This is a genomic window from Longispora fulva (genome assembly GCF_015751905.1).
GTDB lineage: Bacteria > Actinomycetota > Actinomycetes > Mycobacteriales > Micromonosporaceae > Longispora > Longispora fulva.
The window spans coordinates 1212791-1234054 of sequence record NZ_JADOUF010000001.1 but is presented as its reverse complement, the minus strand read 5'-3'; the positions used below and the strand labels follow the sequence as shown (position 1 = coordinate 1234054).

The following is a 21264-nucleotide window of genomic DNA, read 5'->3' as shown; positions in this document are numbered from 1 at the left end:
TCGGCACAATGGTGCGGTGAAGGTCGACGCGCCGTACGCGCAGGGAACGCCCTGCTGGGTCGAGCTGATGGCCCCCGCCGATCAGCGGGGTGCCATCGGGTTCTACAAGGCGGTGTTCGGCTGGACGGGCGAACCCGGACCGGCCGAGTTCGGCGGGTACACGATGATGCTCCTCGACGGCCGCCCGGTCGCCGGGATCGGCGTCACCATGCCCCAGCAGCCGCCGACGTTCTGGGCCACCTACCTCGCCGCCGACGCGGCCGACGACGTGGCCGGCCGGATCGGCACGTCCGGCGGCCAGGTGCTGATGCCGCCGATGGACGTGCCGCCCGTCGGCCGGATCCTGCTGGCCGCCGATCCCACCGGCGCGGTGTTCGGCGTGTGGCAGGCGCACGACTTCTTCGGCGCGCAGGTCGTCAACGAACCCGGCGCGTGGACGTGGAACGAGCTCGACACCCCCGACGCCGAGGCGGCGGCCCCGTTCTACGCCGAGGCGTTCGGGATCACCGTGCCGCCGATGATCGGCCGGTCAGACTACCGGGTGTTCACCGTGGCCGACCGGCATGTCGCCGGGTTGCAGCAGGTCACGGGCCCGCCGCGCTGGTCGGTGTACTTCGCGGTCACCGACCCGGACGCCACGGCCGCGGCGTGCGTCCGCGCGGGCGGCCAGATCGTGCGGGAGCCGGCGGACGTGCCGGGCGTGGGGCGGGTCGCGGTGCTGCTGGATCCGCAGGACGCGGAGTTCTCGGTGATCAGCCCGACGTGAGGCCGGGCCGTCCGGGTCAGCCCCGGGCCGCCGCCAGGACCGGCTGGCGCAGGATCGTGCGCATCGCCTCCGGGGCCGTGCGGCGCGGGTCCGACAGGTAGATCTCGTGGTGCCGCCCCGCGTGCGCGAGCCCCCGCGCCGTCATGAACGCGTCCATCCTGGCCAGGGTCTCCGGCTCGTTCGCGTACGGCCCGGTGTGCATCACCTGCACCACGGTCCCCTCGGTGAGCCGCGCGAACCGGGCACCCCCGATGACCATGTCCGGGGTGACGAAGTCCGGCAGCCGGATCAGGAGCGTCCAGTGCCACTCCTCGCGCGGTACCTCCAGGGGCGGCAGGTCGGACTCCACCCACCACAGTCCCTCCAGTTTGGCCACGACGAAGTCGCGGCCCTGCGCCTTGGCGCGCTTCTTCGCGCCGTACGCCGCCGGGTACAGGACTTCCAGGGCCGCGACGTACTCGGGGCCCTCCGGCGCGCCCCGGCCGTCGACGGCCGCGTAGTGGCGGGTCCCGAACTCGCGCAGCTCGGGTGCCGCCGTGGCGGTGTAGTAGTCGCGGTCGGCCCGGGCCAGGTCGAGCTTGGCGACGGCGGACGTCATGACGATTCCTCCAACGGGATCATGAGATGGGTGACCAGCCGGTCGGGCGGGGTGGTCGCCGGATCGGAGACGTACACCTCCCGGATCGGGCCGGTCGGCGGGTGGCCGTGCGCGGCGCACCAGGACAGCAGGGCGTGCGCGGTGAGCGTGATCTGGTCGTACGGGCCGACGTGCGTCGCGGACGCGAACGTGCCGCCGGGCAGCAGGTCGTCCCCGTCGGCGCGCACGGCGGCCACAGCGACCGGGATCTGGTCGGCGACGTCGAGCGGGAACAGGCCGATCAGCCGGGGCTCGCCGTCGAGGCCGGGCAGCAGCCGGGCCACGCAGGACGACGTCACCCGGCCGATGTCGTCGGGGCCGTCGGCGACGTCGCGGGCGAGGAGCACCCTGTGGGCCGGCTCCGTCACCACGGACACCACCGGGGTCGGCAGTCCGTGGGCGAGGACGCGTTCCAGGGTGGCCAGACCGCGCCGCCGCCGGGCCAGCTCGGACTCCAGGTCGTCGCGGACCCGGCCCAGCGCCTCGGTGGCCGCCCCCGACAGCACCTGACCGATCACGGCGAGCGGCACGTCCAGCGAACGGAGCAGGCCGATCACGAGCGCGTCGCGGGCCTGGTCCGGGCGGTAGTAGCGGTATCCGGTGTCCCGGTCGACCCGGGCCGGGGTGAGCAGGCCGAGGCCGTCGTAGTGCCGGAGCTGCTTCACGCTCAGCCGGCAGAGCCGGGCGAACGCTCCGATGGGTACCAGGTCGTCGGTCACGAGATCCAGCGTGCACCCTCCCACCGTGGGAGGGTCAAACGGCGTCCCAGCCGGCGGAGCCGTGCACGGTCAGCCGGCCGATCTCGCCGTCGCGGACGTCGGCGAGCAGCACGCCGCGCGCGGGGTGGCCCGGCCGGCCCGGCGCGTCGGCGGTCCGCCAGGCCCACTGCAGCACGAACCCGTCGGGCGTCGGCGTCCAGTGCCGCTCCTCCATGCGTCGGCCGGCCGGCGCGTCCGCGGCCAGCAGGTCGGTGACCTCCCGGACGCCGGCGATCCGGTGCCGCGCGTGCGGCAGCGTCAGGTCGAGCACGACGTCCCCGGTGAACAGTCCGGTCCGGGGCGTGCTGGTCTCCAGGAACGCGACGAGCTGGTCCACGAGGCCCGTCACGTCGAACAGTTCGTGCATGAACGTCAGGTCGGCCAGCGTCGGCCGGTGATGGCCCTCGACCCGGTCGAGGTTGGTGAACGTCACCGGCCCGGTGGCCAGCTCCGCCCACCGCCGGGCAGCCTCGTCCGTCTCCGGCAGCGCCGAGTTGACCATCGCCGACTCGTAGGAGGCGAACTCGGTGATCGCGACGTAGCGGCCCGGTGCGTCGCGGTCGGCGTACAGCTCGTCGCGCAGCAGGGTCCTGCGGCCCTCGGTGGCCGCCCACCACTCGGCCTCGATCCGGCGGAACTCATCCACCCGATCGGTGCTGAACGTGACGATCTGCACGAAAGACATGGCTTCCCCCGTCCGCGTGACGACCGGTCCGTCCCGAATCCTACGGCCGGCCACCGGGTCCCACCGGGGGAACCGGCGGGTCCCCTTCCTGGACCGTCCGTGCCGGGAGAGCGACGTCGCCGCCCGACTGCGTCGAGTGTCCACACTCCGGGCTGCGCAAAGCGCCGACCCCGGGGCGGGAGCCTGCCTACGCTCAGGGAGAGGGTAGAGAGGTGAGGGCCATGAAGATGATGGTGAAGAGTTTCACCAAACCCGACGAGGTGCGGCCGTTCGCGGGACACGGACACGCGGACCTCCTCAAGATGGGCGACCGCATGGTGCAGTGCGGGGAGTTCGAACCCGGGTGGCGGTGGTCGCAGGACGTCAAACCGATCGCCGGGACCGAGTCCTGTCAGGCGTCGCACCTCGGCTACGTCCTGGAGGGTCGGATGCGGATCCACATGGACGACGGCAGCGACTTCGACATCGGCCCCGGCAGCGTGGTCGCGATCCCGCCGGGACACGACGCTGAGGTGCTCGGCGACAAGAAGTGCGTGTTCCTCGACTTCGGCGAGATCGCCGAGTACGCCAAGCCGCACTAGACACGGGCCACACCGGGAAAGGGCCGCCACCCGGTCGGTGGCGGCCCCTCTCAGCGCACGTCGCGGAGGAGTTCCCAACCCTCGTCGGCGGCCCGTTCGGCCACCGGCGCCGGGTCCGCGCCGCCGATCACGGCGCGCTGGGCCCGGCCGAGGACGTCCCACAGTTCGCGCATCCGCGGGTACGCCGGCATCACCAGCCCGTTCTCGCACTGCGTGATGTACGGCGCCACCAGCTCGTCGTTGGCTGCCACCCGCCGGATCGCGTCGAGCTGCACCGGCGGCCGGGGCTGGATCTCCACCAGCCGCTCGCCGGTGTCCGTCCTGGCCAGGTAGTGCGTGACCAGGTCCTCGGCGATCCGCCGGTTCTCGCCGTGGGCGTGGATGAAGAACCCGTAGACCGACACCATCGGCACGGCCGGCAGATCGCCCAGAGGCGGCACCGGGGCGACGTCGACGTCCATCTCGGCGGCGATGATCGAGGTCAGTGCCCGCGAGGAGCACACCAGGTACGGCGCGCGGCCCGCCAGGAACATCGCCAGCGCCTCGGGCCGGCCGACCTCCGGGCGCAGCACCCCGCGCCCACCGGCCCCGAGCGCCGCGATCTCCTCGAACGCGCGCCGGAAACCGGGCCGCCAGGTCTCCGGCGGGTCGAACCGGCCGTCCGCGCGCAGCCCGAAGAACGTGCCTCCGACGCTGGAGAACAGCGGCCACAGGTGATAGGGATCGCCGGAGTCGCCGACCTGCAGCGCCAACGGGTACTCCGCGACGCCCGACGCGACCAGTGCCTCCCCGTCGCCGAACAGCTCCGCCATCGTGGCCGGCCCGGGCCCGTGCCCGGTGAGCTGCCGGTTGCGGATCAGCGCGACGCTGTCGAACGCGTAGGGGATGCCCATCAGCCGGCCCTGCCGGGTGAGGGCCGCCAGGGCCTTCGGGTGGAAGCTCTGCCGCTGCGACTCGGTGAGCCAGACCCGCTGCACGCCCTCCTGGTGCACCACCCGGCCGAGCCAGTCGTGCGGACCGACGAGGACGTCGGGAACCCGCTCCCGCGGCGACGCGTCCGGGTCGGCGCCCAGCGCGTCGAAGCCGACCTGCAGGTCCTCGATCGTCGCGAACTCCACGTAGCTGACCCGGACACCGTAGTCGGGGCTGAAGCCGTCCTCGATGTGCCGGCGCAGCGCCGCCGCCCGGGTGGCCTCCGACCACAGCACCAGGTTCGACGGCAGCTCGCGGACCCCGGTGCGGCCGTTGAGCCAGAAGCCCTCGTTGTCGACGAACGTCACCTCGACATCGTAGGCCGACGGCCGCTCCCATATCTCCGGTCCAGGCTCGTCGACGGGCAGGTCACCGTGGGCGACCCGGTAGACCTTCCGGGCGGCCCACTTCGTGGACGAGCCCGGGCTGAGCACCCCCCAGCCCTGCTTGGCGACCCAGCGCGGGGCCCCGCGGTGCTCGACCGTGACGTGCGCGTAGCGGACCACGCTGTCGGTGCCGTTGTGGATCAGCGCGCCGAACTCGTCGGTCACGTCGCCGCGGCTGGGCACGTCGTTGCCCCAGCTCGCGGCGACCAGGCGGGCGCGCTCCAGCCGCTTGGCCCGCCGGGCCTCGGCCTCGCGGGTGATCCGGTCGGCGCGCTCGCGGTCCAGCCGGGCGGCCTCCTGGGCCTCGGCGCGCTGCTGGCGGGCCTGTTCGATGTCGAGCTGGAACGCCTGCTGGGCCGCGAGCAGCTCCCGCGCGGCCGTCGCCCGCTCCTCCTCGAGCCGCAGCTCGAAGGACTGCTGGGCCTGGAGCTGCTCGCGGGCCGTCCGGGCACGCTCCTCCTCCCGCTGCCGGGCGGACGTGCGGCTCTCGTCCCGCAGCCGGCGGCCCTCCTCGCGGAGCAGCCGTGCCTCCCTGCGCTGCAACAGGAGCCGGACGAGCGAGGCCAGTGCGATGACCGTGGACACCGCCGCGGCGATGCCCTGGCTGGAGGCAGCCCAGTCCGGGGCGCTGAGGAGGGGGAGGGTCAGCATGGCGCCAATATAGACACCGGGGCCAAAGGTGACGCGGAGCGCTCAACCACCCCCAGGTCAGGGCCCCGCCGGCCCCGGGCTGCCGGCGGTCAGGCGCGCAGGTCGTCGGCGGAGTCCACCTCGACCACGGCCGTCTGGAACGACACGATCATCGCCATCACCCGGTCCTCCAGGGCGCCGAGCCACTCGGGCCCGCCGTAGAAGGCGTCCTTCTGCTTGGTCCGCGCCTCCAGGGAGGCGAAGGAGCGGATCAGGGTGTACGAGTCGTCGTCGCCCAGCGAGGGCCCGGCCCGCACGACGTCGATCCCGTACTCCTCGGACAGCGGGCGGATCCGGTCGGCGAAGAGCTGGTCGAAGGCGGGGCGGACGCCCGGGTGCAGCTGGTACACGCGGATCTCGAGAATGCTCATGGCACCAGCATGCCCGGGGTCCCCTGACATCCCCTGTCAGGCGCGCGGACGAGGTCCGGTGGGGCGCGGTCGACGGGGGCGGAGTGGCCGGCGTACCCGGAAAAGGGGTTTGATCGAAGCGTGGGACTCACCGGGGAGGAGAAACGGCGGCTACGGGAGATCGGTCGGGATCTGGAGCGGTCCGATCCCGTGCTCGCCCGCCGGCTCGGGCCGCCCGGCGTGCGGGCGCGCCGCACGGTTCTCGGGTTCCTGCTGTTGTGGGCCACGCTGCCCGTGGTCGCCGTCGTCCTCGGCGCGCAGGGGGCGCTGCTGGTCGCGCTGGGGCTGGCGATCGTGTGCGCCGCCGTCGCGGTGATGTGGCCGGTCTGACCCCGGGCACGCCGCCCGGGCCTCCGGGGACGCAGGGGCACTGGGGCGACGGGGCACCGGGCCGACGCCTGGCGGGCACCGGCCCGCGCGGGGGCACAATGGGTCGATGGACATCGCCGAGATTCTCGCGCTGAAGACATGGGCGGTGGTCGGCCTGACCGACCACCCGCACCGGCCGGCCCACGGCGTCGCCCGCTTCCTGATGAACCACGGCCGCCAGGTGATCCCGGTCAACCCGACGGGCGCGACCGTGCACGGCGAGGTCGGCTACCCGACCCTCGCCGACATCCCGGTGCCGGTGGACGTCGTCGACATCTTCCGCCGCTCCAGCGACGCCGGGGCGCACGTGGACGAGGCGATCGCGATCGGGGCGAAGGCCGTGTGGCTGCAGCTGGGCGTCATCGACGAGGCCGCCGCCGCCCGGGCCAGGGCCGCCGGTCTCGCCGTGGTGATGGACCGCTGCCCGGCCATCGAGTGGCGGGCGCACGGGCCCCGGCCCTGAGCGCACACGGAAGGGCCGGCCCACCATCCGGGCCGGAACCGCCCGACCCCGGCTGTGGACACGCGGCGCGGCCGGTCCTGAGCGCACGGAAGGGCCGGCCGCCCCGGGTGACTGGCGACCGGCCCCTCGTCCGCGTACCTAGAGCGTCAGCGTCCAGGTGTCGATCTTGCCGGTGTCGAGCGCGGCCGCGTCCTGGACCTGGAGTTTCCAGGTGCCGTTGCGGGCCTCGGTCGACAGGTTGACCGTGTAGGTCTGGTTGATGTTGTCCGTGCTGCCGCCGGCCCGGTTGTGCAGGACGTAGGCGGAGCCGTCGGGCGCGATCAGGGAGACGACCAGGTCACCGATGTAGGTGTGCACGATGTGCACCTCCACCTGGGAGGTGGCCGAGGCGTTGCCGGCGCAGCCGGCGATCACGACGCTGCTGGACACCGTGGTGTTGTCCGGGATCGCGACGTCGGTGCCGTTGGTGACGGCGCCGCAGGTGCCGGCGGTCGGGCTGACGGTCGGCGACGCGGTCGGGGTACCGCCGCACGGGGCGTCCTCGCCGGTCACGGCGACACCCTTCCACGCGTCCTGGACGGTCTTGTACTCCGCGGAGCACAGGCCGTACAGGTCGGTGGCCGCCGACAGGGTCGCGGCACGCGCGTCGTTGGTGCCGGTGGCGACGTACTTCGTGGAGCTGGTGAAGTAGACATCCATGGCCCGGTACCAGATCTTCTCGGCCTTGGCCCGGCCGACACCGGTGACCGTGGTGCCGCCCGCGCACAGCGGGGCGGTGCCGTAGGCGGTGTTGCCGCTGCCCTCGGCCAGGAAGAAGTAGGCGAGGTTGCCGACGCCCGAGGAGTAGTGCACGTCCACGTTGCCGACACCGTTGTACCAGCAGTTCTTGGACGCGCCGTCCTTCTTCGGGTCGTACATGTAGCGCAGCGGGGTGCCGTTGCCGTTGATGTCGATCTTCTCGCCGACGTTGTAGTCACCCGGGTCCGCGGCGCTGGCGGCGTAGAACTCCACCATGTTGCCCCAGATGTCTGACGCCGACTCGTTGAGGCCGCCGGACTCGCCCGAGTAGGTCAGGCCGCCCGGGATGATGTTCTCCGTGATGCCGTGGCCCATCTCGTGGCCGGCGACGTCGATGGCGACGAGGGGCTTGCCGTTGCCGTCGCCGTACGTCATCTGGGCGCCGTCCCAGAACGCGTTCACGTAGTTGTTGCCGTAGTGCACCCGGCTCTTGACGCCCGTGCCGTTGCCGAAGATGCCGTTGCGGCCGTGCACGTTCTTGAAGTAGTCGAACGTCTTCGCGGCGCCGTAGTGGGCGTCCACGCCGGCCGACGCGCGGTCGGCGGTGGTGCCGCTGCCCCACGTGTTGTCGGCGTCGGTGAACGTCGTACACGTGCTGGTGCCGTTGTTCAGGTCACAGGTGGTGCCGTTGCCCCGGACCGGGTCGACCATCGAGTACGAGGGGGTCGTGTCGATGGAGACGGTGCCCGAGTACAGGCTCTTGCCCGTGCCGGTGACCTGCTTGACCTCGTCGCTGGAGCCCCGGACCGCGCCGCTGTTCGCGTCGACGATCACGTGCAGCTCGCTCGGGGTCTGGTCGGCCTTGACGCCCGACAGCGTGACCTCGTACGCGAGGACGGCCGCGCCCTCGGCGGTGGCGTCCACGACCAGGGTCGGGGCCCCGGCCTTGGCGAGGGTGCCCTGGAACACCGTGGCCGCGGCGCTGGTGGCCGCCTCCGCCGTGATGCCCGCGGTGGTGCTGATCCGCAGCGGGGCGGTCAGCCCGACCGTGGCGGAGGAGAAGCTCCCGCCGGGCGCGTTGTGCACGACGAAGTCGCCGCCGAGCACGTCGAGACCCTTGTAGGTGCGGGTGTAGCGGGTGTGGGTCGCGCCCGTGTTGCTGTCGACGACCGTGCGGTTGACGGCGTACGCGTCGCCGTCGGCGCCACGGATCGCGTCCCGGTGCGCCGCGAGGGCGGCGTTGGCCTGCGCGATGGCCGTGCTCTGACTGGGTACCGAGGGCGTCGCGTTCGCGAGCGATGCGACCCCTGTTGCCATTCCGGCGATCAAGACCACGGTTCCCACCGCGGCGACAGATCTGTTCACCGGAGCCTCCCATTCACTGAGGGGTTCGTGACGTGCGTCACGAGGGCATGTATAACAGCGCTTGTAACCTGAGTAAAGATTGATGAAACACATTGACGCCCCTCCACTCCGGAGAGTCGCGACGCTCTCGACGTTTCCGCGCCGGCCGGCACCGAGCGTGACCAGCGATGTCCGACTGGTCGGACAACCGACCAACCTGTGTGGACGCGTGCGGGAGCGCGGCAGGCCGACCGGGCCCGGGGTGTCACAACGCGAGGGGATCGGAAGGCCGTCGCCGCGAGGCCTGGGAACCAGGACGGCCGAGTCCGGGTGGGCGCGCACCGGGCCAGCCGCGCCGCCTGGCGCACCCGGGAGGGCCCCCACGGCCGGAACGCCCGGGCGGTCCGGCACGGTCCTCCGGCCGCCCTCCGGCACGGTCGGCACGGCCCTCCGGCACGGCGGCCCCGGGGCCGCGTGCGGTCAGAGCAGCGACAGGGTGCCGGCGACCGCGTCGATGTCGGCGATCAGCGCCGGGCCGATGGCGCAGCACGTGGCCGTGCCGGGATCCACCTGGGTCCGTCCGGCGTCGTGGATCACCTCGACCGGCAGGCCGGCCGCCTCGGCCGCGGCGCACACCTCGCCCAACTGGTCCTCGCCGCTCACCCGCAGCACGACCTTCGGCTGGCCGTCGCGCAGCCAGTCCACGAGGACCGGGGTGCCGAGATTGCGCAGCACCGCGCCGACCGCGGCGTGCGCGGCCTGGGCGGCGATCTTGCCCTTGCCCATGGCGAGGTCGGTGCGCACGACGACGACGAGTTTGTGAGCCACGACCGGCACTCTACCCCCGCGCTACGGTGACCCCATGAAGATCGACTCGGTGCCGTTCGGCACGACCGACTGGGCCCTCGTGCCCGCCACCGACCACCCGGGCACGACCGGCACCGCGACCTGGCGGACCCGGCGGTTCGGCGACCTGCGGGTGCGGATGGTCGACTACAGCCCCGGCTATCTCGCCGACCACTGGTGCGACAAAGGCCACGTCCTGCTCGTCCTGGAGGGCACCCTGACCACGGAACTCGCCAACGGCGACACCGTCACGCTGGAGGCCGGCAGCAGCTACCAGGTGGGAGACGACACCGAGGCGCACCGGTCGAGCACGACGACCGGCGCACGCCTGTTCGTCGTCGACTAGAGATCAAACCCGTCATCTGACTACGGAGGGGCCCGACCCGGGTTCCTCCGGTCGTCCCCCCTCCGAGGCACCGGCGTCAGCCTCCGGTCCACGGCCCGCGCCCGGGTGCCGTGGGGCCGACGGGAGGCGTCGCGGCGACCCACTCATGCCTCCCCTGACATCTGTGGCCGCGCGGCTACCCGGTGTACACAATGATGGGTGTCTTCCCCTGGGCGGCGGGGGCCGCCCCGCCGGTTCGGTGTGATTCACACCTCTTGTGTATGACGGACCCTGGCCCCCGGCCCCCTTGACTCGGCATGATCGGGTGTCTTGAGGGGGTACACGTGGTGCGAGTGCTTGTGGTCGACGACGAGGCTTTGGTGCGTTCGGGCCTCGGCGCGATCCTCTTGTCGGCCGGCGACTTCGAGGTGCTGACCGCGACGGGCGCCGAAGCCGTGGAGACGACCCGGCGGCACCGGCCCCGGGTGGCCCTGGTGGACATCCGGATGCCCGACGTGGACGGACTGACCGTGCTCCGCCGGCTGCGCGCCCTGAGCTGTCCGCTGGCGGTGGCGATGCTGACGACGTTCGACATGGACGCCCACGTGCACGAGGCGCTGCGGTCCGGGGCGTCCGGCTTCCTGCTCAAGGACACCGAGCCCGCCGAGCTGATCGCCGCCGTGCGGGCGCTGGCCGCCGGGGGCACGGTGCTGTCCCCGCAGGTCGCGACACTGGTCGTCGACGGGTATCTGCGGTCAGGGCCGTGCCCGACCGCGCGGGCCCGGGTCGCGGAGCTGTCCGGCCGGGAGCTCGACGTGCTGGCGCTGCTCGCCACCGGGCTGTCCAACGCGGAGATCGCCGACCGGCTGTACCTCGCGTCCGGCACCGTCAAGGACCACGTCAGCGCCCTGCTGGTGAAGCTCCGCGCGGTCAACCGTGTGCAGGCCGCCGGCATCGCACACCGGGCGGGGCTCGTCGAACACGGCGGGGCGTGACCCGCCGAGCGCCCGACATGACCCGGGCCAGGCCCGGCCGCCGACCGGCTCCGACCCGCGACGTGCGGCACCGGCCGTGATCCGTCGCCGATCGCCGGACCCGACCCCTCGCTGGTCGCCCCGGCCCGCGTCGGGCCCGGCCCCCCGCCCGTGGGCGGATCCGGCCCGACGGGTCCGGCAGCGCCGGTTCTCCGACCCGGTCCGGGCCGTGATCCGGCGGAGGCTGGGCGACGTGGCGCTGGTCGCGGTCGCGGCCGCCGACGTGCAGCTCACCGCCCCGCCCGCCGGCCACCCGTCCTACGCCTGCTCGCTGCTGTCGGCCGCGGCCCTGCTCCTGCGGCGTCGCCGGCCCCGCACCACCCTCCTCCTGGTACTCCCCGGCCTTTACGACGGCGTGGCCGTCCTCGCCGCCGTCTTCGCCCTGTACGCGGTGGCGACGGTCGAACACCGGCGCTGGAGGCTGTACGCCGCCACCGCCGTCGTCGCCCTCGGCGCGATCCTGCCCTGGCCGCTCGCCGACCTGCTCACCCAGCGCCCCGACGAACTGGCCCGGTCCGTGATCTACGGCGTCCTGACCGCATGCGCACCCGCAGCCCTCGGCCTGGCCGTCCGGACCCGCGCCGAACTCGTCGTCCGCCTCGCGGAACTCGCCGAACGCCGGGCCCGCGAGCGGGAGTGGACCACCCAGCGGGTCCTCGCCGCCGAGCGCGCCCGGCTCGCCCGCGAGATGCACGACATCGTGTCGCACCAGGTCAGTCTGATCGCGGTGACGGCCGCGGCATGGCGGGTCGGGGCCGCCGACGACGCCGGTCGCCAGGCCGCGGAGGAGATCCGCCGACGCGCCGCACTCACTCTCGAGGAGCTGCGGCACATGGTCGGCATCCTCCGCTCCTGCCCGCCCGGACCACCGACCACCTCCCCCGGGGCCGAGGCCGGAGCCGAGGATGGAGCCGAGGATGGCACCAGCCGGCCCGAGAACGTCCCCCGGTTCGAGGTGGTGGGCGCTGGCCGGGACGCCTTCGAACTGGCCGGTGACCGGGAGTTCCCCGAGCTGGAAGTGGCCGACCGGCGGAGGCACCCCGGACTCGCGGACCTGCCGGCGCTGGTCGGCGAACATGAGGGCGCCGTGTTCGCGGGTCTGCCGGACACCGGTGCCGTGCCCGAGGCACTGCAACGCGCCGTGTACCGCACGGTGCAGGAGGCCCTGACCAACATCCGCAAACACGCACCGGGAACCGCGACCACGGTTTCGGTGTCCCGCACGGCCGGTGAACTGCGCACCGAAGTGGTCAACGGGACCCCACCGCCCCGGCCCGGGGACGGCGGGCCCAGGTTGCCTGGGGGCGGGCACGGGCTGCTCGGGATGCGGGAGCGGGCGGCCCTGCTCGGCGGCCGGCTTGCGGCGGGACCCGTCGGTGGTGGCTACGCCGTCCGCCTGGTGCTCCCCCTCGCGGACCGTGGCAGGATGACGCTCCCGGTACCGCGAGCAGGAGACCACCCATGCGCCAGCGACTCAACCTGATCCTGCTCGGCGTGGCCGACGTGGCGCGGTCCGTGGCGTTCTACCAGGAGCTCGGCTGGAAGCGTGCCACTGCCGGCTCGGACGAGTTCGCGCTGTTCGACCTCGGCGGCGTCGCGATCGCGTTCCAGTCCCGGGAGGCGTTCGCCGCCGACGCCCGGCTCGTCGACCACGGGGCTGGCGGGTTCGCCGGCTTCGCGCTCGCGTACGTGGCCCGCAGCGCCGACGAGGTCTACCGGGTCATGGCGAGGACCGAGGAACTCGGGGCCACGGTGACCCGGCCGGCCGGGGCCAACGCGTGGGGGCACAGCGGCTACTTCACCGACCTGGACGGCCACCTGTTCGAGGTGCTGTACGAGGACGGCTGGATCTTCGACTCCGACGACAACCTCGTCCTCTGACGGCACGCCGCCGACCCGCCACATCGGCACACCACCACCGGGCCCGGCATCGCCTGACCGTCCGGCCGTGCGGGTCGGCGGGCCACGTACGGGTCGGCGAGCTACAGGGGCGTCGGTGGCTACGGGCGGGTCTCGAGCTGGCGCCAGGACACCGCCGTCACGGCCGGTTCGCCGCCGAGGACCGCGAGGGCCGCGTCGAGCGCCGGGGCGGCCTCCGCCGTACCCGTCAGGTCGGCGCGGATCCGTATCTCGCCGGCCGTCCGCACGGTCTCCACCGCCTGCAGCCGGGCTCCGTCGACGGCTCTCAGCGCGCCGAGCAGCAGGGCGCGGACGTGACCGTCGTCGGGTGGTCCGAGCGTGGTCTCCACCCGCCAGGAGGTGACGACCTCGTCCCCGGAGCCGGGTTCGCGGTCGATCCGGCGGGCGGCGGCGCGGAGCACCACGTTGACGGCGACGACGGCGGCCCCGGCCGCGAGGGCGTAGCCGTACTGGCGGGCGCCGGCCAGGCTGCCGACGGCCGCCGAGCACCACAGGGTGGCGGCGGTGTTGATCCCGGTGACGGTGAATCCGTCGCGCATGATCACGCCGGCGCCGAGGAAGCCGACGCCGGAGACGACCTGGGCGGCGACCCGGCTGGGCGAGGAGTCGACGAACGCGCCGGAGAGCATGACGAACATGGCCGCGCCGGCGGCGACGAGCGCGTGGGTGCGCAGCCCCGCCATCCGCTGCCGCCACTGGCGTTCGACGCCGATCAGGGTGCCGGCGGCCAGGCCGGTGCCGAGGCCCAGCGCGAACGTGGCCGGCGTCATCACGGGCACCCCGGCAGGGCGAGGTCGACGGCGGTCCCGGCGAGGTACGCCTCGCTGATCCACCGGGTGTCGTCGAGCCGGACCCAGACGTCCGTGGGGCCCCGGACCCCGGCGACGACGGTGCCCCTGGTCGCGCAGACGACCCGGACATCCTGCCCGACCATGACGAATCCCGACGGGTACAGCGGCACCCACGCGAACCCGGGGGCCGTGACCCGCACGAGCCCCGACTCCGCCGGCACCCCGGGCACGGCGGGCGGCGTGCCCGGGACAGTGGGCGGGGTACCCGGGACGGTGGGCGGCGTCGTCGGCACCGTGGCCGGCGGGGTGGCCGGCGTCGTGGTGGGAGGTGTGCCGGGGGTCGGGCCGTGGTTCGTCAGGGTGCCGCCGGTCCGATCGACCCGTAGGCCGCGCCGCTCGGCGTACCCGTCGTAGGGGTTTCGTCCCTCGTGGAACGTCCACCCGCCGATCGTCCGGCCGTCCAGCGGCAGCTCCGTCTCGGGCGCCGACCGCCACAGGGTGAAGTGCACGTGCGGCCCGGTCGCCTGGCCGCCGCAGGGCAGCTGGGTGCCGGTGTGCCCGAGGTACGCGCCGGCGTCGACCCGCGCCCCGTCGGCCGCCGGGCCCAGGTCGCGCATGTGGTAGTAGGTGGTGGTGTACCCGTTGTCGTGCACGACCTTGACCAGTGCGCCGCCGTCGCGCTCGCAGCTGCGGTAGACCAGGCCGGGGCCGGCGGCGAGTACCCGACCGTCGAGGCCGGGGCCCTCGGTGAAGTCCGCCGAGCTGAACGGCCGGTGGGTGCCGTCGTTACCGTGCGGGCCGCCGCCCATGTACCAGGAGTCACCGCGCGCCCAGGGCAGTTCGAGGCCGGTGTCGACGGGGCCGGCCGGGGAGCCGGCGGCGAACACCGCCCGTTCCTCGGGGCGCAGCACCGTCGCGGGCGCCCGGCCGGCGAGGCGGGCGAAGGCCGGGGTGCCCTCCAACCCGACCTCCCATCGGGTAGCGGAGCCGTGCGCCACGAACAGCGCGGAGTCGGGCGTGCCGTCCACGCCGTCCGGTACCGGCAGGGTCGCCGACCCGAACGCCCAGCCGGCACCGGCCTCCGCGCCACCGGCGTCTCCGGTCGTGCGCCGGATCTCGACCAGCGGGGTGCCGTGTCGTGCGCCCCGGGCGGCGAGAAGGTGTTCGCCGACCACGGCGCCGAGATCGGCACCGGTCCCCGGGGCCCGGCGCTCGGCCTGTTCGGTGGCACCGGCCTGGTGTTCGGCCTGTTCGGGGGTGCCGGACTGGTGGAGGGTGGCCGGGAGCCATCCGGTGAGCATCGCGGTCGCGAGCAGCGCGAGGTGTCGCACGTCGCCGCCTCCTGACATGAGCGGAACGGCGCACGTCCGCGTGCGCCGCCCGGCAGTCTCGCCCGCTCCGGCCCCGCCTGGCCCCCGCCGGGAGACGCCGTCCACCCCGCCGACCGGCGGCCCGCCCCGGTGCTGTGACGGCAGCCACGTATACCTTGACGGATCTCTAATTAGAGAGAAGTCTCAACACCAGAGGTTAGAGGTACGTCGAAACAAGGGGTTTGCACATGTTCACGCTTCTCCACCGCCTGTCCGCCGCCCGTACCGCCACCGTCGCCGCCGGGGTCCGGTTCTGCGAGGGCTGCTCGGACGCGGTCAGCACCCAGGCCCAGCGCGCCGAGGCCCGGTTCCAACGCGCGCACGACAAGGCACTGACCAGCGGATTCCGCTTCTAGTACCCTCCGAAGCCCGTCGCGGGGACACCGCGACGGGCTTCGGCGCGGTCAGCGCCGTCCCACGTGGACGGCCGGCACCCGGTCGCGCCACGGCAGTGCCTCCTCCAGTCGGGCCGCGAGCCGGAACAGGACGTCCTCGCGGCCGGGCCCGGCGACGAGCTGCACCCCGATCGGCAGTCCGCCGGAGCTCTCCCCGAGCGGCAGGCTGATCGCCGGCTGGCCGGTGATGTTGAACAGCCCGGTGAACGGGCCGTACGCGAACACCGCGTCGAGCCAGCTTCGCACCGTGTGGGCGGGCTCGTCGTAGCGCAGCGTGCCGTGCGGGGCCGGCGGCTGACCCAGGGTCGGCGTGACGAGGACGTCCTGGCCGGCGAAGAACATGCCGACCGCGCGGGTCACCCGGTTCTGGGCGTCCAGGCCCGTCATCACGTCCAGCGCGGTCGCCGCGGCCGCGTCGGCCAGGACCCGCCGGGACACGGCCTCCATCATGGCCGGATCCGGCCGCCTCGGGGCCAGCAGCATCATCGCTCCGGAGCCGAGGCCTTCCAGGGCGTGGGCGGCCATCACGGCCTCCCAGTCCACGGCGGGGCCGGCACCGGTCACGACGTGTCCCATCCCCTCCAGCACCCGGCCGACCCGCTCGGCGACGGCGGCCACCTCGGGATCGACGGCCACCCCGGACCAGGCTGTCGTGGTCACCGCGACCCGCAGCGTCCCCGGGTCCGCCCGCAGGTCCTCGGCGTACGGGACGGCCGGGGTCGGCAGGGCGTACCGGTCGCCGACGGCAGGGCCGGCAACCGCGTCGAGCAGGGCCGCGGCGTCGCGGACGGTCCGGGTCAGTCCGAACTCGGCCGACATCCCGAACAGCGTCTCCCCCGCGTCCGGCCCGCACGGCACCCGGCCCCGGCTGGGTTTGAGCCCGACGAGCCCGCAGCACGAGGCCGGTACCCGCAGCGAGCCCGCGCCGTCGTTGCCGTGCGCGAGCGGCACCGCCCCGGCGGCCACGAGCGCCGCCGCTCCGCCGCTGGAGCCGCCGGCGCCGCGCGCGGGGTCCCACGGGTTGCGGGTGACGCCGTACCGCGCGGACTCGGTGGCGAAGCTGAGCAGCAGCTCCGGGACCGTGGTCAGCCCCAGGGTGACCAGCCCCGCCGCGCGGAACCGGGCCATCAGGTCCGTGTCGTGGTGCGCGCGCGGGCCGGGCACCGCCCTGCTGCCGACGAAGAACGGCACGCCCTCCGCCATCGGGCCGCCGTCCTTGACCAGGAACGGCACCCCGGCCAGCGGCCCGTCCACGGCGTGGGCCAGGGCCGGATCGAACAGCGGCAGGGCCAGGCCGTTGAGCCGCGGGTTCACGGTCTCCAGCGCGGCCCGGGCCGCGGCCTCCACCTCGGCGGCGGTCACCTCGCCGGCCCGGATCAGGTCGCGCAGGCCGAGGGCGTCGTAGCTGGCGTACTCGTGCGGTTCCACTGGTGCCTTCCCTCCGTGGGGCGGTTCCCCATGGTGATCCTCGGTCCGGCGGGTCCGGGCGAAAATCCCGAGACTTCGGGGGTGGCGCGGGGGCACACTCGGCCCCATGAGCGTCGCGGAGCTGGGGGCGGAGCTGTCCGACCGGGTGGGCCGGGTCATCCCGCACGACGGGTACCTGCTCCTCGGGCTCGACCCCGTCACCGGCGCGGGCTGCTTCGTCGCCCACGAGCGCGCGTACAGCGCCCGGGCGCGCCAGTGGCTGGAGATCGAGGAGCCCGGCGTCGCCCCTCCGGTGCTGGCATTGGGGGCCGGGGTGCCGCCCCGGTACAGCGCGGACCTGCACCGCCTGATGGCCGCTGAGGGCTTCGGTGGCGCGCTGCGGATCGCGGCCCGGCACGGCGGGGTGACCTGGGGCGAGCTGGTGCTGCTGCGCGGCTGGGGCGGCCGGCCGTTCTCCGCCGCCGAGGCGACCCGGGCGGGGGCCCTGGCCGGCGGGCTGGCCCGTGCCCTGCGCGGGTTCGTGGCCGGTCGGCCCCTGGCACCCGGTCGCGGCGGGCCCGGGCCGGCCGTGGTGTTCGTCGGGGCCGACGACACGGTGCGGGCGACCCCCACCGCCCGGGCGGCACTGCGGGCGCTGGTGCCCGACGCGCGGACCGACGAGGACCTGTTCGGCACGCTGTGGAACGTCGTGTACACGGCGCGGCGGGGCACCGGGGTCGCGCTCAGCCGGATCCCGGCCGCGCACGGCTGGACGGCGCTGCACGCCCAGCTCCTCGACGGCGGCGCGCCGGACGAGGTGGCGGTCACGGTCCAGCCGGCGTCCGGCCGGGTGCTGCTGCCGGCCGTCGTCGCCTGGTACGGCGTCACCGCCAGGGAGAACGCCGTCCTCGGCCACGTGCTCGACGGGTTGCCGGCCAAGGGGATCGCCCGACGGCTGGACCTGTCGCTGTACACGGTGCACGACCATCTGAAGGCCATATACCGCAAGACGGGGGTCCACGGTCGCGACGAACTCGCCGCCGCGCTCGGCGGGTGACGTGTCAGACGAGCACCCTGAACGCTCATTAACTAGTACAGTGCCATCGACGGCTGCCTATTGCACGACGGGCGGCGGTCCACTGTCACCCCTCAACACATGGAGTTTCCATGCGCAAACGACTCGTCACCGGTCTCGGTGCGGTCCTGCTCGCCGCGGCCGTGGTCGCCGGGAGCGCCGCCCCGGCGACGGCCGCCGCCCCGAGCATCCAGGCCACCGGGCTCAACGCCACCATCGCGCTGGACAACTGCTCGGCGTCCCTGGTCAAATTCCCGACCTCGGCGAGCACCGACCGGGCGATGATGCTGACGAACGGGCACTGCTACGAGGGCGGAATGCCCGGCGCGGGCGTCGTCCTGCAGAACAAGGCCAGCACCCGCTCGGGCACGCTGCTCAACGACTCGGGCGGCTCGCTCGGCACCGTCCGGGCCGACCTGCTGATCTACGCGACGATGACCGGAACCGACGTCTCGCTGTACCGGTTGAACCAGACCATCGCCCAGGTCCAGAGCAGCTTCGGCGTCTCGCCGATGACGATCGCCGCCAGCCACCCGGCCGACGGGATCGCGATGACGATCCCGTCGGGGTACTGGAAGCAGACCTGGACCTGCAACATCAACGGCTTCGTGTACCAGCTGAAGGAGGACGCCTGGACGTGGAAGGACTCCATCCGCTACAACACCGGCTGCAACACCACGCACGGCACCTCCGGCTCGCCGATCCTGGACTCCAGCCGGACCGTCGTCGGGGTCAACAACACCGGTAACGACGACGGCGCGCGCTGCACGCTGAACAACCCGTGCGAGGTCGACGCGGCCGGCAACGTGACCTGGACCCAGGGCCAGAGCTACGGCCAGCAGGTGTACTGGTTCAGCACCTGCGTCAACTCCTCGCGCATGCTCGACCTGACGGTCGCCGGCTGCCTGCTCACCGGCGCCAGCACCCCGGGCAACACCGTCACGGTGACCAACCCGGGCAACCAGTCCTCCGTCACCGGCACGGCCGCGAGCGTGCAGATCTCCGCGTCGGACTCCGCCCCGGGCCAGACGCTGACGTACTCGGCCACCGGCCTGCCAGCCGGCCTGTCGATCAACGCCAGCACCGGCCTGATCTCCGGCACGCCGACCACGGTCCAGACCGCCACCGTGACCGTCACCGCGAAGGACACCACCAACGCGACCGGCTCCACGACCTTCACCTGGACGGTCACCTCGCCCGGCGGCACGTGCACCGGCCAGAAGCTGCTCAACCCGGGCTTCGAGTCGGGTGCCGCGTCGTGGACCGCGTCCTCCGGCGTGATCGACAACGGCACCAGCGAACCCGCGCACGCCGGCTCCTACAAGGCGTGGCTCAACGGGTACGGCAGCAGCCACACCGACACCCTGTCGCAGTCCGTGGCCATCCAGGCCGGCTGTCACGCCACCCTGAGCTTCTACCTGCACATCGACACCGGCGAGACCGGTAGCACCGTCTACGACAAGCTCACCGTGCAGGCTGGCTCGACCACCCTGGCCACGTACAGCAACGTCAACGCCGCCGCCGGATACGTCCTGCGCACCTTTGACGTGTCGTCCCTCGCCGGCCAGACCGTGACCATCAAGTTCACCGGCGTGGAGGACTCCTCCCTCCAGACGTCCTTCGTCATCGACGACGCCGCGCTCACGCTCAGCTAGTCGAACCCCGGGCGGGGCGGACACCTGCGGGTGCCCGCCCCGTTCCCGTTCGTCACACGCCGGCCGGGACCGGGGCCCACAGCACCGGGTGGGTCTCCGGATGCCGGTCCCACCACGGGAGCGTGGCCGTGTTGCGGCGGACCGCGTCGACGTACACGTCGATCGTCGCCTGGTGGATCACGTCCACCTCGGCGGCCGACACCGCCTCCGGCCGCCAGCGGAGCACCCGGTGCCCCAGGATCGGCTGGCCGGCGAGGGGCAGCACCACCACCTCGCGCCGCCCCGGGTACGTCGGCACGCACATCATCGCGCCCTGCCCCGTGGCCACCAGCTGCTCGGCGTCGGTGGCCTCCAGGTTCGTGTACCGCAGCCGGGGGGTGAACCCTGCCCTCTCGCACGCCTCGCGGAACACCGCCAGGCTGCCGTCGTCCCCGCCGGGCGGCCCGATCCACCAGTCCTTGGCGAGGTCGGCCAGGTCGATCATGTCGAGGCAGGCCATCCGGTGCTCGGCGGCCAGGACCACGTACAGCGGCTCGGGGTCGACGATCACCCGCTCGACGACGCCGGGCGGGCACGGCGGCAGGTGGCTCTTGTGCGCGCCGATCACCACGACGTCGACCAGGTCGTTGGCGAGCAGTTGGGCGACGACGACCCCGGAGGAGTCGACCCGGGTGCTGACGTCGCGGGCGGGGAGGTCTTGCTGGAGCCGGCCCAGGAGGGCGCCGATGAAGCTACTGCGCAGGGCCCCGAACCGCAGCGCGCCGACGTTCTCCGTCCGGCCGCCGGCGACCAGCTCGCCCATCTCCGACAGGATGCCCCGCGCCCGCCTCAGCACGAAATGCCCGAGTGCTGTGGGTTCCACACCCTGTGGCCCGCGCTCGAAGAGTCTGCCCCCCAGGGCCGTTTCGATCCGGCCCAGTTTGGCGGTGAGCGCGGGCTGGGAAACCCCCAGCGCGACAGCGGCCCGCGAGACGCTTCCCGACTCCGCGACCTGGCACAACACCCGAAGGTGCCGAAGATCCAGCTCCATAAGATCAACGTTATACCCGATCGGGATATCACAGAACGTAGGGGAAGTGGCACCCTGACCTAGTCATTACATAGGAGGCTCACCATGTCCCTCGGCCAACTCACCGCCACCGCCCTCGGCACGCTCGCCACGTTGAGCGCCGCCGATCGGTTCCGGATCAGTTGTCTGCGTCTGGATGGTGGCGGGGCATTCGTGTACTGGATGACCCCCGGCGACACCTACCGGATCGCCCACGACGGGGTGGACTGGGCCGTGACCGGTGGCTCGTGGTTCACGCCGGGCCGGGCGTACCGGCTGCGCCGCGCCGGGCTGCCCGTCGGCGCGCTCCCCCTCGCCCCCCACGGCCGGGTGACCCTGCGCCCCGGCTCGGAGTACGAGCTGCGCGGCACGTCCCCGACCCGCTGGACCCTGTACGTCCTGGACTGACCCCTCCGGTCCGGGCGGCGACGCCTGCCGGGAAGTTGTCGCACCCTCGGCCTGAGCGGCGACGACTCCCGGCCGTCGTCGTGCCGGCACCCCGGCCCTGCCGGTGCGGCGCGGCGCGGGCAGCCTCGGGCGCGGCGCGGGCAGCCCACAGACTCGGCCCGGACAGCCCTCGCGGCCCGGGCAGCCCCAGC

23 protein-coding genes are annotated in these 21264 nt (G+C 73.5%); 12 read left to right on the top strand and 11 right to left on the bottom strand.

The window, feature by feature from the left end:
- Window positions 1–16 precede the first annotated feature (16 nt).
- Window positions 17–766: a VOC family protein gene (locus tag IW245_RS05425; protein WP_197002098.1), complete on the top strand. Its 750-nt coding sequence runs from the start codon at window positions 17–19 to the stop codon at window positions 764–766.
- A gap of 16 nt (window positions 767–782) precedes the next feature.
- Here IW245_RS05425 and IW245_RS05420 read toward each other — a convergent pair whose 3' ends face one another.
- The 3 genes from IW245_RS05420 to IW245_RS05410 are packed head-to-tail and all read right to left on the bottom strand — an operon-like array spanning window position 783 to window position 2846.
- Window positions 783–1364, bottom strand: coding sequence for a GyrI-like domain-containing protein (locus IW245_RS05420; RefSeq protein ID WP_197002097.1), 582 nt, complete (start codon window positions 1362–1364; stop codon window positions 783–785).
- Window positions 1361–2122 carry a MerR family transcriptional regulator gene (locus IW245_RS05415; protein WP_197002096.1) on the bottom strand — a complete coding sequence of 254 codons (762 nt, stop codon included), beginning with the start codon at window positions 2120–2122 and terminating at the stop codon, window positions 1361–1363. The genes IW245_RS05420 and IW245_RS05415 overlap by 4 nt, the downstream gene beginning before the upstream one ends.
- A 34-nt stretch (window positions 2123–2156) precedes the next feature.
- The gene (locus tag IW245_RS05410; protein ID WP_197002095.1) at window positions 2157–2846 is read right to left on the bottom strand and encodes a hypothetical protein; all 690 of its coding nucleotides are present in this window, start codon (window positions 2844–2846) and stop codon (window positions 2157–2159) included.
- A gap of 221 nt (window positions 2847–3067) precedes the next feature.
- Here IW245_RS05410 and IW245_RS05405 point away from each other — a divergent pair, with 221 nt between their 5' ends.
- The gene (locus IW245_RS05405) at window positions 3068–3427 is read left to right on the top strand and encodes a cupin domain-containing protein (protein ID WP_197002094.1); all 360 of its coding nucleotides are present in this window, start codon (window positions 3068–3070) and stop codon (window positions 3425–3427) included.
- Between the two features lie 50 nt (window positions 3428–3477).
- On the opposite strand, the gene IW245_RS05400 is transcribed toward IW245_RS05405, so the two are convergent.
- A complete protein-coding gene (locus IW245_RS05400; protein WP_197002093.1) occupies window positions 3478–5436 on the bottom strand; it encodes an extracellular solute-binding protein in 1959 nt (652 codons plus the stop codon).
- Between the two features lie 89 nt (window positions 5437–5525).
- Window positions 5526–5846 carry an NIPSNAP family protein gene (locus tag IW245_RS05395; protein WP_197002092.1) on the bottom strand — a complete coding sequence of 107 codons (321 nt, stop codon included), beginning with the start codon at window positions 5844–5846 and terminating at the stop codon, window positions 5526–5528.
- A gap of 120 nt (window positions 5847–5966) precedes the next feature.
- Here IW245_RS05395 and IW245_RS41480 point away from each other — a divergent pair, with 120 nt between their 5' ends.
- Complete coding sequence (locus IW245_RS41480; protein ID WP_197002091.1) at window positions 5967–6215, top strand: DUF3040 domain-containing protein; 249 nt, start codon at window positions 5967–5969, stop codon at window positions 6213–6215.
- A gap of 106 nt (window positions 6216–6321) precedes the next feature.
- Window positions 6322–6717 carry a CoA-binding protein gene (locus tag IW245_RS05385; RefSeq protein WP_197002090.1) on the top strand — a complete coding sequence of 132 codons (396 nt, stop codon included), beginning with the start codon at window positions 6322–6324 and terminating at the stop codon, window positions 6715–6717.
- Between the two features lie 138 nt (window positions 6718–6855).
- Here the strand turns inward: IW245_RS05385 and IW245_RS05380 are convergent, their stop codons facing one another.
- Window positions 6856–8820: a M4 family metallopeptidase gene (locus tag IW245_RS05380; protein ID WP_233472647.1), complete on the bottom strand. Its 1965-nt coding sequence runs from the start codon at window positions 8818–8820 to the stop codon at window positions 6856–6858.
- A 459-nt stretch (window positions 8821–9279) separates the two neighbouring features.
- Entirely contained in the window at window positions 9280–9627 is a 348-nt protein-coding gene (pth2, locus tag IW245_RS05375) for a peptidyl-tRNA hydrolase Pth2 (RefSeq protein WP_233472657.1), read from the bottom strand.
- Between the two features lie 34 nt (window positions 9628–9661).
- On the opposite strand from pth2, the gene IW245_RS05370 reads away from it, so the two are divergent.
- The 4 genes from IW245_RS05370 to IW245_RS05355 all read left to right on the top strand — a co-directional run bounded on the left by IW245_RS05370 (window position 9662) and on the right by IW245_RS05355 (window position 12885).
- The gene (locus tag IW245_RS05370) at window positions 9662–9991 is read left to right on the top strand and encodes a DHCW motif cupin fold protein (RefSeq protein ID WP_197002089.1); all 330 of its coding nucleotides are present in this window, start codon (window positions 9662–9664) and stop codon (window positions 9989–9991) included.
- Between the two features lie 323 nt (window positions 9992–10314).
- The gene (locus IW245_RS05365) at window positions 10315–10965 is read left to right on the top strand and encodes a response regulator (protein WP_197002088.1); all 651 of its coding nucleotides are present in this window, start codon (window positions 10315–10317) and stop codon (window positions 10963–10965) included.
- Between the two features lie 76 nt (window positions 10966–11041).
- Window positions 11042–12487: a sensor histidine kinase gene (locus IW245_RS42065; protein WP_197002087.1), complete on the top strand. Its 1446-nt coding sequence runs from the start codon at window positions 11042–11044 to the stop codon at window positions 12485–12487.
- Window positions 12466–12885, top strand: a complete 420-nt coding sequence (locus IW245_RS05355) for a VOC family protein (protein ID WP_197002086.1) — start codon at window positions 12466–12468, stop codon at window positions 12883–12885. The genes IW245_RS42065 and IW245_RS05355 overlap by 22 nt, the downstream gene beginning before the upstream one ends.
- A gap of 119 nt (window positions 12886–13004) precedes the next feature.
- Here the strand turns inward: IW245_RS05355 and IW245_RS05350 are convergent, their stop codons facing one another.
- Both IW245_RS05350 and IW245_RS42060 read right to left on the bottom strand, forming a co-directional pair.
- Complete coding sequence (locus IW245_RS05350) at window positions 13005–13694, bottom strand: MgtC/SapB family protein (RefSeq protein WP_197002085.1); 690 nt, start codon at window positions 13692–13694, stop codon at window positions 13005–13007.
- On the bottom strand, window positions 13694–15046 hold the full coding sequence (locus tag IW245_RS42060) for a M23 family metallopeptidase (RefSeq protein ID WP_197002084.1): 1353 nt from the start codon (window positions 15044–15046) through the stop codon (window positions 13694–13696). The genes IW245_RS05350 and IW245_RS42060 overlap by 1 nt, the downstream gene beginning before the upstream one ends.
- Before the next feature lie 227 nt (window positions 15047–15273).
- Between IW245_RS42060 and IW245_RS05340 the strand changes: the two genes are divergently transcribed.
- Complete coding sequence (locus tag IW245_RS05340; protein ID WP_197002083.1) at window positions 15274–15441, top strand: hypothetical protein; 168 nt, start codon at window positions 15274–15276, stop codon at window positions 15439–15441.
- Window positions 15442–15489: 48 nt separating this feature from the next.
- On the opposite strand, the gene IW245_RS05335 is transcribed toward IW245_RS05340, so the two are convergent.
- Entirely contained in the window at window positions 15490–16908 is a 1419-nt protein-coding gene (locus IW245_RS05335; RefSeq protein WP_197002082.1) for an amidase, read from the bottom strand.
- 106 nt (window positions 16909–17014) lie between these two features.
- Here IW245_RS05335 and IW245_RS05330 point away from each other — a divergent pair, with 106 nt between their 5' ends.
- Together IW245_RS05330 and IW245_RS05325 are read left to right on the top strand one after the other, a co-directional pair.
- Entirely contained in the window at window positions 17015–17944 is a 930-nt protein-coding gene (locus IW245_RS05330; protein WP_197002081.1) for a helix-turn-helix transcriptional regulator, read from the top strand.
- A 110-nt stretch (window positions 17945–18054) separates the two neighbouring features.
- A complete protein-coding gene (locus IW245_RS05325) occupies window positions 18055–19617 on the top strand; it encodes a putative Ig domain-containing protein (RefSeq protein WP_197002080.1) in 1563 nt (520 codons plus the stop codon).
- Between the two features lie 52 nt (window positions 19618–19669).
- Here IW245_RS05325 and IW245_RS05320 read toward each other — a convergent pair whose 3' ends face one another.
- Window positions 19670–20647 carry a LysR family transcriptional regulator gene (locus IW245_RS05320; protein WP_197002079.1) on the bottom strand — a complete coding sequence of 326 codons (978 nt, stop codon included), beginning with the start codon at window positions 20645–20647 and terminating at the stop codon, window positions 19670–19672.
- An 84-nt stretch (window positions 20648–20731) separates the two neighbouring features.
- Between IW245_RS05320 and IW245_RS05315 the strand changes: the two genes are divergently transcribed.
- Window positions 20732–21073 (top strand): hypothetical protein, encoded by a 342-nt coding sequence (locus IW245_RS05315; protein ID WP_197002078.1) that lies wholly within the window; start codon window positions 20732–20734, stop codon window positions 21071–21073.
- The last annotated feature ends 191 nt before the right edge of the window (window positions 21074–21264 follow it).